A 17173-nucleotide genomic window follows, 5' to 3' on the forward strand; every position below is an offset into this window, starting at 1 on the left:
AACGAACATGTTCGTAAAATGCCGTGACAGTCCCGGCCCGGGGGATTACGGAACGTCCCGGCTGCACCTCGCATAAGCTGCGTCGATGAGCATTCTTGATGACGCCCGCCCGGGTATGAACCCCGAGATCCGGCCGCAGGACGACCTGTTCGGCCACGTCAACGGCCACTGGCTGGACACTGAGCCGATCCCCGAGGACCGCTCGAGCTGGGGCCCCTTCGTGCAGCTCGCCGACACCGCCGAGGAGCAGGTCAAGGCGATCATCGAGGAACTTGCGGCGGGGGCCGAGTCGACCTCGGCCGACAGTGGCGAGGCACGCAAGATCGCCGCGCTCTACGCCTCCTTCATGGACGAGCGGGCCATCGAGGCGCTCGGGCTCGCGCCGGCGCGTCCGCTGATCGACGAGGTCGCGGCCATCACCGACCTCCGGGGCCTCGCGTCGTTCCTCGGCCGCTTCGAGCGCGTCGGCGGCTCCGGCCTCTTCGGGTCGTACGTCGACACCGACGACCGCAACTCCGACCGCTACCTCGTCAACGTCGTGCAGGGCGGCCTCGGCCTGCCCGACGAGTCGTACTACCGCGACGACAAGTTCGCCGAGATCCGCGACAAGTACGTCACCTACCTCACCGATCTGCTGACGCTCGCCGAGCACGCCGACCCCGCGGCCGCCGCGCGCACGGTCCTCGCCATCGAGACCAAGCTGGCCGCGGGCCACTGGGAGCGGGCCGAGACCCGTGACGTACAGAAGACCTACAACCTCACCGCCCTGGACGAACTCAAGGCACTGGCGCCGGAGTTCGACTGGCACGGCTACGCCGCCGCGATCGGCGGCACCGACGCGACCATCGCCGAGACCTGCGTCCGGCAGCCGTCGTACTTCGCCCACCTCTCCCAGGTCCTGACCGAGTTCCCGATCGAGCAGTGGCGCGACTGGGTGCTGGTGCGCGTCCTGCGCGCCTCGGCGCCGTACCTCTCGGACGCGTTCGTCCAGAACAACTTCGACTTCTACGGGCGCACGCTCAACGGCACTCCGGAGCTGCGGGCCCGCTGGAAGCGCGCCGTCGCGCTCGTCGAGGGCGCGATGGGCGAGGCCGTCGGCAAGGAGTACGTGGCCCGGCACTTCCCGCCGGCGTCCAAGGCGATGATGGACGAGCTCGTCGCCAACCTCCTCGAGGCGTACCGCCAGTCGATCGCCCAGCTCGACTGGATGACCGACGAGACGAAGGAGCGGGCGTACGAGAAGCTCGCCACGTTCCGCCCCAAGATCGGCTACCCGGACAAGTTCCGCGACTACTCCAAGCTCCAGGTCACCGCGGACGACCTGCTCGCCAACGCGCAGGCGGCCGCGGCGTTCGAGACGGACCGCGAGCTCGCCAAGATCGGCTCGCCGGTCGACCGCGACGAGTGGTTCATGCTGCCGCAGACGGTGAACGCGTACTACAACCCGGGCACCAACGAGATCTGCTTCCCCGCGGGCATCCTGCAGAAGCCGTTCTTCGCGCCCGACGCCGACCCGGCCGAGAACTACGGCGGCATCGGCTCCGTGATCGGCCACGAGATCGGCCACGGCTTCGACGACCAGGGCGCCCAGTACGACGGCGCGGGCAACCTCAACGACTGGTGGACCGCGTCCGACAAGACGTCCTTCGAGGCCAAGTCGAAGGCCCTCATCGAGCAGTACGACGGCTTCTCGCCGCGCAACCTGCCCGGCGAGTCGGTCAACGGCGCGCTCACCGTCGGCGAGAACATCGGCGACCTCGGCGGCCTGACCATCGGCCACAAGGCGTACGTCATCTCGCTGGGCGACACCCCCTCGCCCGAGCACGGCGCCACCACCGGCTCCCAGCGGCTGTTCCTCAACTGGGCCTACTGCTGGCGCACCAAGCGGCGCAAGGAGCAGGAGCAGCAGTACCTGACCATCGACCCGCACTCGCCGCCGGAGTTCCGCGCGAACATCGTGCGCAACCTCGACGAGTTCCACGACGCGTTCAACACGTCGGACAGCGACGGCCTGTGGCTCGACCCGGCGGACCGCGTGCGCATCTGGTAGCGCGCCGGTGACGCGTGGCCCGTACCTTTCCGGAAGGTACGGGCCACGGCTGTTTCATCGCGTGGTGACGCCGAAATCGGCGTGCAGCCTGCGGGTGTGGCCCACCGCCCGCACAGGTCCGGTGAGCGTCACCTTCGCGGTCAGCCGGAGGTCGGTGCTGGACGCGCCGAGCCGCAGTTCCAGCTCGCCCGGTTCGACGATCCGCCGCCCGTCCCGCCCGGTGAACGACGCGAGGTCCGCGGGCACCGTCACACGGACCCGCGCGGCCTGCCCGGGCGCGAGTGCCAGGCGCACGAACCCGATCAGCCGCTGGACGGGTTGCACGACCGAGGCGACCGGGTCGTGCAGATAGAGCTGCGCGACCTCGGTGCCGTCACGGTCGCCCGAGTTCCTTACGGTGAAGGCGAGTTCGGCCTCGCCGTCCGTCCTGACCGTCGCGCGCTCCACGGTGAGATCGGACCAGTCGAACGACGTGTACGTCAGGCCGTGCCCGAAGCCGAACGCCGGTGTCGGGTCGATGTTCGACACCTCGTTGACCTGCCCGAGCCGCGCCGCCAGATACGTGGACGGCTGGGCTCCCGGGCCGTTCGGGATGCTGACGGGCAGCCGTCCGGACGGGGCGACCCGCCCGCTGAGCACACCGGCGATGGCGGGCGTGCCCTCCTCGCCGGGGAAGAACGACTGGACGACGGCGGCCGACTCCCGTACCGCACGGCCGAGCGCGTACGGGCGTCCCGCCAGGAGTGTCAGGACGACCGGTGTGCCGGTGTCCAGGAGCGTGTTCAGGAGCTGCTCCTGCACGCCGGGCAGCGCGAGCGTTTCCGCGTCGCAGCCCTCGCCGCTGGTGCCGCGGCCGAAGAGCCCGGCGCGGTCGCCCAGCGCGAGGACGACGACGTCGGCGCCACGGGCCAGCTCCACGGCCTCGGCGAAACCGTCGGTGCCGGTGTCGTCGATGCCGCACCCGGGCGCGGTGACGACCGCGCTGTCGGGGAACTCGGTCCTCAACGCCTCGACCAGGGTGGGCAGTTCGATCCCGGCCGGTATCTCGGGGTGCCGTTGACCCACGTGCACCGGGAACGCGTAGCAGCCCAGGACGGCCGTCGCGGTGTCGGCGGTCGGGCCGACGACCGCGATCCTGGCGGGCCGGGTCAGGGGGAGTGTGCCGTCGTTGCGGAGCAGGACGACGGCCTGCTCGGCGACCTCCCGGGCGAGAGCGCGGCGGTCCGCGGTGTCCAGGACCACGGTTCCGCGCAGCGCCTGCGGGTCCCCGAGGTCCGCACCGGCCAGCGCCTGCGGCACCGCGTCCCAGCCGGTGTCGAGGAGGCCCAGCTGCGCCTTCTGCACGAGCACACGGCGCAGCGCGCGGTCCACGACGGCCTCGGACACCTTCCCGTCCGCGACCGCGTCGAGGAGCGGCTGCCCGAACGCCTTGACGGTGGGCAGTTCCACGTCCACCCCCGCGGCCAGCGCGGCGCCGGCGGCCTCACCCCAAGTCGCGGCGACACCGTGCAGGGTCTTGAGGAACCCGACACCGAAGTAGTCCGCCACCACCGTCCCCGTGAAGCCCCAGGTGTCCCGCAACAGCCCGGTGAGCAGCTGCTCGTCGGCTGCCGACGGGACGCCGTCCGTGTCGGTGTAGGCGTGCATCACCGAGCGGGCACCGCCCTCGCGCAGCGCCATCTCGAACGGCGGCAGCATCACATCGGCACGCTCCCTGGGCCCCATGCCGACGGGTGCGAGGTTGCGTCCCGCGCGGGAGGCGGAGTAGCCCACGAAGTGCTTCACGGTGGCGACGATCCCGGCGGACTCCAGGCCCTGGACGTAGGCGGAGCCGAGCGTGCCGACGAGGTACGGATCCTCGCCCATGGTCTCCTCGACGCGGCCCCACCGTGCGTCGCGCACGACGTCGAGCACGGGGGCGAGACCCTGGTGGACACCCACCGAGCGCATGTCCTGCCCGATGGCCCGGGCCATGCGCCGTACCAGCGCCGGATCGAACGTCGCGCCCCACGCCAGCGGGACGGGGTAGGCGGTCGCGCCCCAGGCGGCGAAGCCCGCGAGGCACTCCTCGTGGGCGACGGCCGGGATGCCGAAGCGGTTGCCCGCGGCGATGCGGCGCTGGGTGCGCAGCAGCGACAGCGCGCCGAGGGCGGGGTCGACGGGGGCGGTGCCGAAGGGTCTGGTGAGCTGCCCGAGACCGTGCGGCAGCAGCGCCTCGAAGTCGACCGCCTCCTCCATCTCGTGCTGGTGCGGGGCGACTTCGCCCCCCTCGTCGGACGCCCCGACCCAGACGCCGAACAGCTGGGCGACCTTCTCCTGGAGGGTCATCTCGGCAATGAGGGCGTCGGCGCGCGTCTCGTGGTCGAGGGTCGTGTCGCGCCACAGGGGCGTGGTGGATTCTGTCGTTACGGCCACGTTGTGGGTCACTTTCCTCCCACGCCCATGAGCCCCTGGACCAGGGTGCGCCGGGCGAACAGGTAGACGAGCAGGACGGGCACCATGGACAGGACCACGGCGGCCAGCAGCCCCGGGACGTTGATGCCGTACTGGGTGCGGAAGTTGTAGAGCCCCAAGGTGATCACCTTGGTGGAGTCGGACTGGGTGAGCACCAGGGGGAACAGGAAGCCGTTCCACGCCTGGAGGGCGGAGAAGACCGCGATCGTCGAGAGGCCGCCCCGCGACAGGGGGAGTACGAGCTGACCGAACACCCGCCACGAGGAGGCCCCGTCGATGGCCATCGCCTCGTACAGATCCGGGGTGATGTCGCGCATCACGCCGGTCAGGACCAGGGCGCACATGGGGAGTGAGAAGGCCGCGGTCGGCAGGATGACGCCGATGAGGTTGTCGTAGAGCCCCGCCTTGCTGATGACGTAGAACATCGGCACGATCACCGCCTGCGCGGGGATGGCGAGACCGAGCAGGAAGAGGCGGAAGACGGCGGTCGTGACGCGGCCGCGGCTGCGGACGATGGTGTACGACAGCGGCGGCACCACCACGAGGACGATGGCGACCACGCACACGGTCACGATCACCGTGTTGAGGAAGTACCGGCCGAAGCCGGTGGAGAAGTCGTCGATGTAGTTCCGCAGCGTGAAGTGCCGCGGCAGGCTCAGCGGACCGCTCGCGCCGTAGCCCGCGCGGGACTGCACGGACGCCGAGACCAGGACGTAGAGCGGTGCGCCGACGACGAGCAGCCAGACCACGGAAGCCAGGCCGGCCAGGTAGTTGGGGCGTTGCTTGCTCACAGGCCCTCCACCGAGCTGCGCATCTTGTCGTAGCCCGAGACCCGTACGACGACGAGCGAGATGACCGTCGCGACCACCACCAGGAGCAGCGCGATGGCCGAGCCCGCGCCGAAGTCGAAGCTCTTGAAGGCCTTTTGGTACATGTAGTAGGCGCTGATGGTGGTGTCCGTGCCGGGACCGCCCTGGGTGAGGATCAGGACCGTGTCGAACGTGGTGAGGCCGCCGACGACCATCAGGATCATCGACGTGATCATGGTGTTGCGCAGTTGCGGCAGCGTGATGTGGAAGAACTGGCGCACCGTGCCCGCGCCGTCGATCTGGGCTGCCTGGTAAAGGACTTGGGGGATGGCCCGCGCCGCGCCCTGGTAGATCAGGGTGTGGAACGGGGTGAACTGCCAGGCCCCCACGAAGACCAGCACCCCGATGGCCCCGCTCTGCATGCCGAGCAGATTGCCGTCGCCGAACAGCCACTTGGCCTGCGACGGCACACCGAAGTTGGGGTCGAGCAGGGTGCGCCACAGGACGGAGACCGCGGTGGCGGACAGCAGCAGCGGGACGAAGTAGATCGCCGACAGGACGGCGCGGTTGCGCTGGCGGCCCGCCGCCCAGACGCCGAGCAGGATGCTCAGCGGCGTCTGGACGAGGACGCCCAGGACGGTGATCAGCACGCTCAGCCAGAGGCTGTTGAGCATCACCGGGTCGTCGAAGAGCTTGGTCCAGTTGTCGAGCCCGGCGAACCGGGGCGCGCCCAGGCCGTTCCAGCTCGTGAAGGACAGCACGGCGACCAGGACGAGTGGGACGACGGCGAACAGGACGAAGAACGCGGTGGCGGGCAGCGCCCAGGCGAAACCCGGGCGCCCCACTCCGCCCGCGCGCGGCCTGGCGGGCCGTCGTTCGGCCACGACTGCGGCCTTGGTGACGGTGGTGGTCATCTCGGCACCCGGTCTCACGTGGTGGGCAAGGCCTGCATGGCCTTGATGAAGCCGTCGGTGTCGAGCCCGCCGTTGAAGAACTGCTGGACCGCCTGGTGCATGGGCGTCGAGGCGGACTGGGGGTAGGCCTGGTCCCAGGAGAGCTGGAACGCCGGGGCCTTCTTCACGAGGTCGAACTGGTACTTCGAGTACGCCGGGCTCGCGGAGGTGCCGAGGAACTTCTCCGTGTTGGTCGTGGTCGGCAGGTTGCCGATGCCCAGCTGCGCCTTTACGAACTCGTCGGAGTACTGGAGCTTCAGGAACTCGGCGACGGCCTCGGGGTGCTTCGTCTTCTTCATCACGGAGTAGAAGTTGTTGGTGTTGCCGACGAGGTTGCCGGCGTCGCCCGTGCCGCCCGCGACCGTCGGGAACGAGGAGTAGCCGAGGTCCTTCTTGGCGAAGGCGGGGTGGGAGTCCTGCTGGGTCGAGTACTCCCAGGAACCCATGAGCTCGAAGCCGGCCTTGCCGGTGGCGAGCAGCGTGGGCGAGCCCTGGTCGGTGAACTTGACCGAGTCGTAGTTGGTGCCGAAGGCACCCGCGTCGACGAGCTGCCTGATCATGCCCAGAGCCTTCTTGCTGCCCGCGCTCTCCCAGGCGCTCTTGTCACCGCCGAGCGCCTTCTGGAAGACCTCCGGGCCGGCGACACGGTCGTAGAGGTACTCGAACCACATCAGCGTCGGCCACTGGTCGCCGCCGCCGAGCGCGATCGGGGTGACGCCCTTGGCCTTGAGCGCCTTCACCGCGCCGAGCAGGTCATCCCAGGTCTTGGGCGGCGTGACACCGGCATCGGCCAGGACCTTCTTGTTGTTGAAGAGCAGCACCGGCTGCGTGCCGCGCATCGGGACGCCGTAGGGCTTGCCGTTCACCGACGCGCTGTCGAAGACCGACGGCAGGAAGCTGGACTTGAGGGCCGGGTCGTCCTTGATGAAGTCGTCGAGCGGCAGCAGGAGGTCGGCGTCGACGAAGGGCTTGATGCTGCCGCCGCCCCAGTTGAAGAAGACATCCGGGGCCTGCGGGGTGCTGATGATGGTCTGCAGCTTCTGCTGGTAGTCGGCGCCGGGGATGGTGTCCAGGACCGCCTTGACCTTCGACGTCTTGTTGAAGGTGGCGACGAGCTGTTTCTCGACCTTGTTGGCAGCGTCCCCGTACACCAGCACGTGGATCTTGTCGGAGTCCCCGCCGCCCGCCGAGTCGGAGGAGCCGCCGCCACAGGCCGACAGGGTCAGGCCGAGGGCGAGCGCCACACCTCCGGCGACGGCGCGGGAGATCCGTGCGGGTGTCTTCATCTTTGAAGCCTCTCGAAAGTGTCGGTCAAGAGAGCGAAATATGCTGGGCGGTGTGACGCTAAGGCGCGCTGAACGGGCGGTCAACCCTCGGCGGACGGGTTTCCGAAGCGTTATCGGTTCGGGCGCCTGGCGCTGGGCAGGCCTTGTGGCGAAAGGGCGCGACGGGGCGGCGGTCCGGTTCGGGCCGCCGAAGAGCGTGCGGACGATGCGCGCCGACAGTTTCGAAGATCGCCGCAGGGCGTGATGGCCAATAGGCGAGGTGGCGAGGTGGGGCGAGGGCTACCGCTCGGCGGGCGCCGCCGTGCTGCTCCGCACGACGAGGCGAGTGGCCAGGTCCATGCGCAGCGTGGCGGGCTTCTTGCCCCGTGCCAGGTCGAGGGTCAGCCGTGCCGCCGCCTCGGCCATCTCGACCAGGGGCTGGCGGACGGTGGTCAGCGGCGGCCCGACCCAGCGGGCCAGGGGCAGATCGTCGAAGCCCACGACGCTGACGTCGTCCGGGATCCGCAGGCCCATTTCACGGGCCGCCTCATAGAGGCCGAGCGCCTGGAGGTCGTTGCCGGCGAACACGGCGGTCGGCCGGTCCGGCAGGCCGAGCAGTTCGAGACCGGCCGCGTGGCCGGACTCGTGGTGGAAGGTCCCCTCGCGGATCAGCGCCGGGTCGAAGGCGACCCCGGCCGTCTCCAGAGCCGCCCGATAGCCGTCGATCCGGGCACGGCTGCACATCATCCCCGCCGGGCCGGCGATCACACCGATCCGGCGATGACCCAGCTCCAGCAGGTGCCGCGTGGCGGCGAGCCCGCCCTGCCAGTTCGTGGCGCCGATCGCGGGCACGTCGTCACCGGGGTCGCCCGCCGGGTCCATCACCACGAACGGGATGTCACGGCTGGTGAGCTGCGCCCGCTGAGCGGCGTCGAGCCCGGACAGGACGAGGATCACGCCGGTGGGACGGCGGGCGAGAACGCCGTCGACCCAGGACTGGCCGATGCTGAGCTGCCCGGCGTGCTCGGACAGGACCAGGCTGAGCCCCTCCTCGCGGGCCACGTTCTCGACCCCGCGGATCACCTCCATCGACCAGGAGCTGTCCAGCTCGTGGAAGACCAGTTCAAGGAGGGGGATGGCCGTGGTGTTGGCCCTGCGGCGCTGGTAGCCGTGGTGGCGGAGCAGTTCCTCGACCCGCTCGCGGGTGGCCGGAGCGACATCGGCCCGGCCGTTGAGGACCTTCGAAACAGTCGGAGCCGAGACTCCCGCCTCGCGGGCGATCTCAGCAAGCGTCGCCGTGCCCGCCCCGGAAGCATCCTGGGACGCCGGCATCTGCTTCTTCTGCACCGCTGAGGAGTTCACGGTACGGATCGTAACTTCTTGGGGGTGAGACGGGGCAAGGGGATCAACGCACCCCAGCAGCCTTGACGCATCGGCAAGATCCTTCTAGATTTTCGCAACATGCGTCTTCAGCGTCGAAATAGTTGAACGCGAACACCTTTTGAGGACGGACATGCGGATGCCCGCGACCGATACACCACTGCGGAACTGGGCGGGAAACGTCACCTTCGGCGCGGCGCGGGTCCACCGTCCGACGTCGGAGGACGAGCTGTGCCGGACCGTCGCCTCCGCCGAGAAGGTACGGGTCCTCGGCAGCGGACACTCCTTCAACCGCATCGTGGACACGGACGGCGACCTCGTGCTCCTGGACGGGCTCGCGCGCCGGGTGCAGGTGTCCGAGGACCGCGCCACCGTGAGCGTCTCGGCCGGCATGCGGTACGCGGAGGTCGCCTCGGCGCTCCAGGATCGGAGTCTCGCCCTCGCCAACCTGGCGTCGCTGCCGCACATCTCGGTCGCGGGATCGTGCGCCACCGGCACGCACGGTTCAGGGGACTCGCTGCGCGGTCTGGCCACCGCGGTGACCGGGATCGAGCTGATCGGCCCCGACGGCACGCGGACGACGCTGGACCGCGCCTCCGACCCGGACCGCTTCCCCGGTGCCGTGGTCAACCTGGGCGCTCTCGGTGTCGTCGTCGGTATGACACTCGCCGTGGAACCCGCCTTCGACGTCGCCCAGTGGGTGTACGACGACGTGCCGCTGGACCGCATCGCCGAGGACTTCGACGCCGTGTTCGGCGCCGCGTACAGCGTCAGCGCGTTCACCGACTGGCGCGCGGAGACCGCCACCGTGTGGCTGAAGCGCCGCACCGACCGCCTGCCGACCGGCACCCCGGGAGGCCGGTGGATGGGCGGCCTGCTGGCGGACGGCCCACGCCACCCGGTCCCCGGCATGCCGCCGTCGTCCTGCACCGAGCAGCTGGGCGTCCCCGGACCGTGGCATGAGCGCCTGCCCCACTTCCGCCCCGACTTCACCCCGAGCAACGGCGAGGAGCTCCAGTCCGAACTGCTCCTGCCGCGCGAGGCGGCGGCCGACGCGATGGCGGCCCTGCGCGCGCTCGGAGACCGGATCGCCCCGGTACTCCTCGTCTCGGAGATCCGCACGGTCGCCGCGGACGACCTGTGGCTCAGCCCGAGCCACGGCCGCGCATCCCTCGCCCTGCACTTCACCTGGGTGCGACGCCCCGACGACGTACTCCCCGTCATCGGCGCCATCGAGGAGCGGCTGCTGCCGCTCGGGGCGCGCCCCCACTGGGGGAAACTGACGACGGCTGCTCCCCGTACCGTCGCCGCGCTCTACGAACGAGCCCCCGACTTCAGGCGGCTACGACAAGAACTGGACCCGGCAGGGAAGTTCAGCAACGCCTTCGTGACGGAACTCTTCGCCGGTCACTGAACGTGATCCCCTGCGGAGCACCGCAGGGCTCGTCCGTTCGGCGGCGCCCGGGTCGCTGCCCTCCGGCGCCGAACCTAGCGTTCCCACAGTCAGGGGGTATCTCTGTCTGGAGGGTCCACTGTGCGTTCCATAGGTCTCGCTTCCGCAGCGCTGTTCGGCGCCGCCGCGCTTCTGTCCGTGACCGCACCGGCGTCTGTGGCGGACGACGGTGGCGGCACCACCCCCACTTACGAGTCCGCTGGTGGCGGTACGACTGCGGCTGGTGAGTCTGATGGTGGCGGTACGACCTCGGCTCGTGAGTCTGATGGTGGTGGCACTACTGCGGCTGGTGAGTCTGATGGTGGCGGTACGACTGCGGCTGGTGAGTCTGATGGTGGTGGCACTACTGCGGCTGGTGAGTCTGATGGTGGCGGTACGACTGCGGCTGGTGAGTCTGATGGTGGCGGTACGACTGCGGCTGGTGAGTCTGATGGTGGCGGTACGACTGCGGCTGGTGAGTCTGATGGTGGCGGTACGACTGCGGCTGGTGAGTCTGATGGTGGCGGTACGACTGCGGCTGGTGAGTCTGATGGTGGCGGTACGACTGTGGCTGGTGAGTCTGATGGTGGCGGTACGACCTCGGCTCGTGAGTCTGATGGTGGTGGCACTACTGCCGCTCGCGAGTCTGATGGTGGTGGCACTACTGCCGCTCGCGAGTCTGATGGTGGCGGCACTACTGCCGCTCGCGAGTCCGACGGTGGCGGCACTACCCCCGCCCGCGAGTCCGGCGGAGGTCCCACCACGCCCACAGTGCCGAGGGGCGTAGAGGCCGGAGACGGCGGAAGCCTTTCCAAGCGCGACGCCACACAGCTCCTGGCGGGCACCGCCCTGGTGGCCGGTGCCGTGGGCGCCGGCGTGTACACAGCCAGGCGCCGCTCCGGTTCGCAGGACTGAGACAGTCTGATTACGACCTCTGCCGCGCCGGAGTCGCACGTTCGCGTGCCGTCCTGGCGGCCTCGCCCACCGAGCCGTGGTGCACCGGGCCGTGCCCGGGCAGCAGCATGTCGCCCGCGAGCCTCTCGAACACGTCCAGCGAGTCGCGGGTGCGGTCGCGGTCGCTGTCGAACATGGTGAGCAGGAGCTGAGGCCCCCGGGTGCGCGAGGTCGGGTGGCCGGTGACCAGGCCGTCACCCGAGATGACGATGCCCGCGCCGGGGAGGTGGTAGGCGCAGTGGCCCGCGGTGTGCCCGGGGGTGTGGACGGGGACGGGGCGGCCCGGCAGGTCGAGGGCACCCTCAGTGGGGAACGGCTGGGCCCGGTCTACGCGGGCGTCCGTCGTCCCGCCGGAGCGCAGGGCGTGGACGGCCCAGGGCAGGACACCCGGGCGCCAGCCGTTGCGCAGGACCCTGCCGAGCGAGACCTGGTGCAAGAACTCGCGCCGGGCGTGCGGGACTTCGGCCTCGTGCGCGTACACCGGTGCGCCGAAGGTGCGGCTGAGGTAGTCGGCAGACCCGAGGTGATCGTTGTGCGCGTGGGTGAGCAGGATCGCCGTAACCGCCTCGGGGGAGTGGCCCGCCGCGCCCAGTGAGTCCAGGACCTGCTGCCGGTCGCCGGGATAGCCGCAGTCGATGAGAGTGACGGCGTCGCCCTCGCCCAGGATCACCCAGTTCGTGTTGCTGCCGTGGACCAGATGAACGCCGTTGGCGGCGTGGATGAGGGTGTCTTCGCGCATGACGGACCGCATCTCTTGAGATATGCCGCTGGTGGGCGGGGACCGAGGGGAGCCGGGGGTACCGCAGTGACCGGTCTGCGACTGCGGTCGCAGGCAGGGTAGTTGATCGCCTGCCCCGCCCGGATGCCTTCGACGAGGAGTCGCGCCGATACGTGCCGGATCCCTTGACAGTCATCCGATGAATTTATAGCTTCCGTGGCCAGAAGCTTCTCAATTGAGCCAACTACCTTGCAAACGTTGGATGTCCGGTCCGTAGATCGATGGTCAATCCCGACCTGCCCGACCCGCCAAACCTGCCCGACCTACCCGATCTGCCCGACCTACCCGATCTGCCCGATCTGCCCGGCCTCAGGAGTCCCCGTGCGTACTGTCCATGGTTTCCGCAAGAGCCGAAGATCCCCGCTTCCCGGTCTGCTCGCCGCGGCGGTGGGTGTGACGTTGGGCTTCGGCGCCGCGACCGCGCCCACGGCGTCGGCGGCCGCGGGTGGCGTCAAGACCGTCACCCTCCACGTGGCGCCCACCGGCAGCGATCGCGCCAACGGCTCGGCGGCCAGGCCGTTCCGCACGGTCGAGCGCGCTCAGCGAGCCGCCCGCAAGGAGGCGCGCAAGCATCGGGCGAGACCCGTCGACGTCGTGGTGCACGCCGGTACCTACCGCCTGGACCGCACCCTGACGTTCGGCCCCGAAGACTCCGGCACGGAGCGTGCCCCGGTCCGCTACCTCGCGGCACCCGGTGAACGCGTCGTCATCAGCGGCGGCAGTTCGCTGCGGCCGGACTGGAACTCGTACAACGACACCGTCAAGGTCGCCGACATAGGCGCCGGGCTCGACTTCGACGGCCTCTTCCTCGACGGGGAACGCCAGGTTCTCGCCCGCTACCCCAACTACGACCCCAAGACGGCGATCCTGGGCGGCTACGCGGCCGACGCCATCTCGGCGCAGCGTGCCGCCCGCTGGAAGAACCCCACCACCGCACTCGTACGAGGCCTGCACCAGGGCGAGTGGGGCGGCAACTCCTACCGGGTCACCGGCCTGAAGGCCGACGGCACTCCGCAGCTGGACTGGGTGGGCGACAACAACCGCGGCAGCGGCCTGCACACCACGTACCGCATGGTGGAGAACGTCTTCGAGGAACTCGACGCCCCCGGCGAGTGGTTCTACGACAAACCGGCCGGCAAGGTCTACTTCTACCCTCCCAAGGGTGCCGATCTCGCCTCGGCGCACATCGAGACCGCCGAACTCGACGAGCTCATCAGGGTGCAGGGCCGCGGACCGGACGACGCCGTGCACGATCTGAGCCTCTCCGGCTTCACTTTCGCCCGCACCCACCGCACCCTCTTCGACCAGCCGTACGAGAAGCTCCAGCTCGGTGACTGGGCGATCGCCCGCGCCGGGGCGGTCCACCTGAAGAACACCGAGAACGTCGCCGTGCGCGACTCGCTCTTCGACCAGGTGGGCGGCAACGCCCTCTTCGTCGACGGCTACAACCGCGAAGACACCGTCTCCGGCAACGAGTTCAGCCACTCGGGCGCCTCCGACGTAGCCGTGGTGGGCAACCGCGACGCCGTGCGCGAGCCGTCCACGTGGGACAGCATGCGCAAGACCATCACGGACACGACCCCCGGCCCGAAGTCCGAGAACTACCCGCGCGACATCCGCGTCAGCGACAACTACATGCACGACAACGGGCAGTTCGAGAAGCAGACCTCCGGCGTGCAGATCTCGATGAGCCGGCGCGTCACCGTCGACGGCAACACGATCCACGACGGGCCGCGCGCCTGCGTCGACATCAACGACGGCACCTGGGGCGGACACGTCATCGAGAACAACGACATCTTCAACTGCGTCAAGGAGACCTCCGACCACGGGCCGATCAACTCCTGGGGCCGCGACCGGTTCTGGCCGCTGACCGCCGACGACGCGACGAAGAAGTCGTACGCGAGGCTCGACGCGATGGACACCACCGTCATCCGGCACAACCGGATCCGCCACTCCTCGCACTGGGACATCGACCTCGACGACGGCAGCTCGAACTACCTCATCGAGGACAACCTCCTTCTCAACGGCGGGGTGAAACTTCGCGAAGGCTTCCACCGGACCGTGCGGAACAACATCTTCGTCAACGGCGGCGCGCACTTCCACGTGTGGTACGCGGACAGCGGCGACACCGTCGAGAAGAACATCTTCGTCACCGGCACCCCGTACAGCCTGATCCAGGCCGACATGGCAAAGAGCAGGCCGACCGTCGACAACAACCTGTTCTGGAACAACGGCAGGCCCGTCACGGGCGTGACCGATGCGTGGCGCGCCCTCGGCCTCGACACGCACTCGGTGACCGCCGACCCCGAGTTCACCGGGGCCTCGCCCTTCACCGACCCGAAGAAGCTCGACTACACCCTCCAGGCGGGCTCCCCGGCCCGCAGCCTCGGCTTCCACCCCTTCGCGATGGACGGCTTCGGAAAGGCCGGCAGCCCCACGCCTCCCCCGCTCGAGTGGGTCGACGACACCCCGACCGACACGCTCGACGCCTTCCCGGAGCCGCTGCTCGGGGCGTCGGCGACGCGTATCTACTCGGACGCGGTCAAGTCGGCGACAGGACTGACCGACTACGACGGACTGCATCTGCCCACCGTCCCCGCCGAGTCGGAGGCGTACCGGCAGGGCCTGCGCGCGAACGACGTCATCCGGGAGATCGGCGGCAAGAAGGTCACCGGCCGCGACAGCTTCTGGAGCGTCTACAACCGCTCAGCACCGGGCGCCGACGTCCCGCTGACGATCTGGCGCAACCAGGCGGCCATGCAACTGACCGTCCACAAGCCCGAGTTGGGCGAGCAGATCAACAACACGTCCGGGGTCGTGTACGCCGGTTCGGGCTGGGACTGGAAGAACGCGTCTCGCGGCGGCGCGGGCGGCTGGGCCGACGACGTACACGCCACGCAGGGCAAGGGCGACTCCTTCGAGCTCACCTTCAACGGCACGGCGATCGACGTCATCACCCAGATCAACAGCGACGAGGGGCAGGTCGACCTCTACGTGGACGGGCAGCCGGTGGGCACGATCGACAACTCGAGCCCCACGCGACAGCACCAACAGACCGTGTTCACAAAGGCCGGCCTGACACCGGGGGAGCACACCGTCAAGGGCGTCATGAAGACGGGCAGTTATCTGATCGTGGACAGCTTCAAGGTCCGCTAGGCACCGTCGGAGTCCGCCCTGCGGCCAGGGCCTCAGGCGGGAGCCGCGTCATCGTCGAGCAGAGGGAAGAGTCGCGCGACGGCCGCGACCGCCACGGTGTCCGCCGGGCGCGTCGCGGCAGTGTCGTGACGCGGCCGGCGCGGCTGAGCCAGAAAAGTGAGCCCGGTCTGATCCGAACGAAAGACCCTAGGATCGCGGCCATGGCGATGTTCGTACACCTGACCCCCCAGGCCAACGCGGCGCGCATCAGACGGGCGGGTGTCCGGGCCGTCAGCCGGCACCGCGACGGCAGGCGTGGCGTGTACTGCTTCCCCGTGCTCGTGTCGTACACGCTCACGCACCAGTGGCTGCGGGAGCTGGCACGGCACGGTGGGCCGCGCGGGCTTGTCGCCGTCCAGGTGCGGCTGCCGGACGACGAACCGGTCACGGTGGGCCGGTACAACCGCGACCCGCTGGCGACGACGGCCGGCGACGCGGTGCGCCGGTTGGCCGCGATGGACGACCCGCGCGGGTGGGAGGTGTTCCTCCCCCGGGCGGTCGCCAAGCGGGAGGTGCAGCGACTCCGCGCCGTCCGTCAGGTGACCGGATGGCGCTACTTCCCCAACGCGCACGGCGTCGTGCCGTGCACCTGCGCGGGCTGCCGGGTGCGCGGCGAGTACGGGTCCCGGCGGCTGCGTGAGCGCAGGCCGCACCCCGATGACGGCCCGCCGCCCCCGGCGCCGGTCCTGCTGCGACGGGTCGAGGCGGCCGGAGAGCCGGGCGACGCCACCGCGCTGTGCGAGGCGCTGCGCTGGTTCGGGCTGCGCCGGCGGGGTCCGGTCGAACGCCTGTCGCGGCTTGTCGACCACCCTGAGCCGGCGGTGCGCGAGGCTCTCGCCGACGCGGTCGCCGGCTGGTCGACACCGGGGGTCGACGCACTCCTCGAACGCCTCGCGGCCGACCCGGACCCCGACGTACGGGAGCTGGCGGCGGCCGTCGTCGAACGGCGGGAGGAGAGGCGTACGCCTCGATGACTGGTGGTGGGAACACCAGGCGCGGCACGCTCTCCCTTTCGCGGCGTCGTGCCCGTCAGGATGGGCGTCATGAACCCACGCATCACCTTGATCACCGGAGCGACCCAGGGACTGGGCCGTGGTATCGCGCTCGACCTCGCCGCACGCGGCGACACCCTCCTCCTGCACGGCCGTGACGCGGGCCGGCTGGAAGCGGTCGCCGCTGAGGCGCGGGCGGCCGCACCGGACACCACCGTTCGTACGTACCTCGCCGACCTCTCGGACCTCGACCAGGTGCGCGCCATGGCGGACCGGATCCGCGACGCCGAACCCCGTCTCGACGTGCTGGTCAACAACGCGGTCGCCGGTGGCGGCGCGGAGCCGCTGCGGCGGGAGCTGAGCACGCAGGGACACGAACTGCGGTTCGCCGTCAACCACTTGGCCCCGTACGCCCTGATCCGCGGCCTGCTTCCCCTGCTCAAGGCCTCCGCGCCCGCCCGCGTCGTCAACGTCGCCTCCATAGGGCAGGAGCGCATCGACTTCGACGACGTCATGCTGGAGCGGGACTACGAGGGGCTGCGGGCGTACTGCCGCAGCAAGCTCGCCCTGATCATGGCGACGTTCGAGCTGGGCGCGGAACTCGAAGGCACGGGTGTCACGGTCAGCGCCCTGCATCCGGCGCATCTCATGGACACCGAAGGAGTGCGTGCGTACGGCCTCACCCCGGTGACGGGAATCGACGAGGGGGTACGGCCGACGGTGCGGCTGATCACGGACCCGGAGCTCGGCTCCACCACGGGCCGGTACTTCGACCGCTTCACGGACACCCGCGCCCACGAACAGGCCTACGACAAGGAGGCCCGTCGGCGCCTGATGGCCCTGACGGACGAGCTGACCGGGTACGGGCCAGCGGCACCGTGAACCGGACGTCGATGTCCCGGGGCAGCGGG

At 69.9% G+C, this 17173-nt stretch carries 12 protein-coding genes; 6 read left to right on the forward strand and 6 right to left on the reverse strand.

The annotated features are described in order from the left end of the window. Nucleotides 1–85: 85 nt before the first annotated feature. Complete coding sequence (locus tag OG698_RS42105) at nt 86–2050, forward strand: M13 family metallopeptidase (protein WP_406109453.1); 1965 nt, start codon at nt 86–88, stop codon at nt 2048–2050. A 54-nt stretch (nt 2051–2104) separates the two neighbouring features. On the opposite strand, the gene OG698_RS42110 is transcribed toward OG698_RS42105, so the two are convergent. The 5 genes from OG698_RS42110 to OG698_RS42130 all read right to left on the reverse strand — a co-directional run bounded on the left by OG698_RS42110 (nt 2105) and on the right by OG698_RS42130 (nt 8863). After that, complete coding sequence (locus OG698_RS42110; protein WP_406109454.1) at nt 2105–4477, reverse strand: glycoside hydrolase family 3 N-terminal domain-containing protein; 2373 nt, start codon at nt 4475–4477, stop codon at nt 2105–2107. Beyond that, nucleotides 4474–5295: a carbohydrate ABC transporter permease gene (locus tag OG698_RS42115; protein ID WP_406109455.1), complete on the reverse strand. Its 822-nt coding sequence runs from the start codon at nt 5293–5295 to the stop codon at nt 4474–4476. The genes OG698_RS42110 and OG698_RS42115 overlap by 4 nt, the downstream gene beginning before the upstream one ends. Beyond that, on the reverse strand, nt 5292–6227 hold the full coding sequence (locus tag OG698_RS42120; protein ID WP_399973095.1) for a carbohydrate ABC transporter permease: 936 nt from the start codon (nt 6225–6227) through the stop codon (nt 5292–5294). The genes OG698_RS42115 and OG698_RS42120 overlap by 4 nt, the downstream gene beginning before the upstream one ends. A 14-nt stretch (nt 6228–6241) precedes the next feature. Continuing rightward, nucleotides 6242–7552 (reverse strand): ABC transporter substrate-binding protein, encoded by a 1311-nt coding sequence (locus OG698_RS42125; protein WP_406109456.1) that lies wholly within the window; start codon nt 7550–7552, stop codon nt 6242–6244. 279 nt (nt 7553–7831) lie between these two features. Then, the gene (locus OG698_RS42130) at nt 7832–8863 is read right to left on the reverse strand and encodes a LacI family DNA-binding transcriptional regulator (protein WP_406111583.1); all 1032 of its coding nucleotides are present in this window, start codon (nt 8861–8863) and stop codon (nt 7832–7834) included. Nucleotides 8864–9050: 187 nt separating this feature from the next. On the opposite strand from OG698_RS42130, the gene OG698_RS42135 reads away from it, so the two are divergent. Then, on the forward strand, nt 9051–10325 hold the full coding sequence (locus OG698_RS42135) for a D-arabinono-1,4-lactone oxidase (RefSeq protein ID WP_406109457.1): 1275 nt from the start codon (nt 9051–9053) through the stop codon (nt 10323–10325). Nucleotides 10326–10566: 241 nt separating this feature from the next. Next, nucleotides 10567–11130 carry a hypothetical protein gene (locus OG698_RS42140; RefSeq protein ID WP_406109458.1) on the forward strand — a complete coding sequence of 188 codons (564 nt, stop codon included), beginning with the start codon at nt 10567–10569 and terminating at the stop codon, nt 11128–11130. 138 nt (nt 11131–11268) lie between these two features. Here the strand turns inward: OG698_RS42140 and OG698_RS42145 are convergent, their stop codons facing one another. After that, nucleotides 11269–12036: an MBL fold metallo-hydrolase gene (locus OG698_RS42145; protein WP_406109459.1), complete on the reverse strand. Its 768-nt coding sequence runs from the start codon at nt 12034–12036 to the stop codon at nt 11269–11271. A 360-nt stretch (nt 12037–12396) separates the two neighbouring features. On the opposite strand from OG698_RS42145, the gene OG698_RS42150 reads away from it, so the two are divergent. The 3 genes from OG698_RS42150 (at nt 12397) to OG698_RS42160 (ending at nt 17144) form a co-directional block, all read left to right on the forward strand. Then, nucleotides 12397–15231, forward strand: a complete 2835-nt coding sequence (locus OG698_RS42150) for a right-handed parallel beta-helix repeat-containing protein (RefSeq protein WP_406109460.1) — start codon at nt 12397–12399, stop codon at nt 15229–15231. Between the two features lie 200 nt (nt 15232–15431). After that, nucleotides 15432–16244, forward strand: coding sequence for a HEAT repeat domain-containing protein (locus OG698_RS42155; protein ID WP_406109461.1), 813 nt, complete (start codon nt 15432–15434; stop codon nt 16242–16244). 69 nt (nt 16245–16313) lie between these two features. After that, nucleotides 16314–17144: an SDR family NAD(P)-dependent oxidoreductase gene (locus tag OG698_RS42160; RefSeq protein ID WP_406109462.1), complete on the forward strand. Its 831-nt coding sequence runs from the start codon at nt 16314–16316 to the stop codon at nt 17142–17144. Nucleotides 17145–17173: the final 29 nt, after the last annotated feature.

Source organism: Streptomyces sp. NBC_01003, assembly GCF_045162695.1.
Classification (GTDB): Bacteria; Actinomycetota; Actinomycetes; order Streptomycetales; family Streptomycetaceae; genus Streptomyces.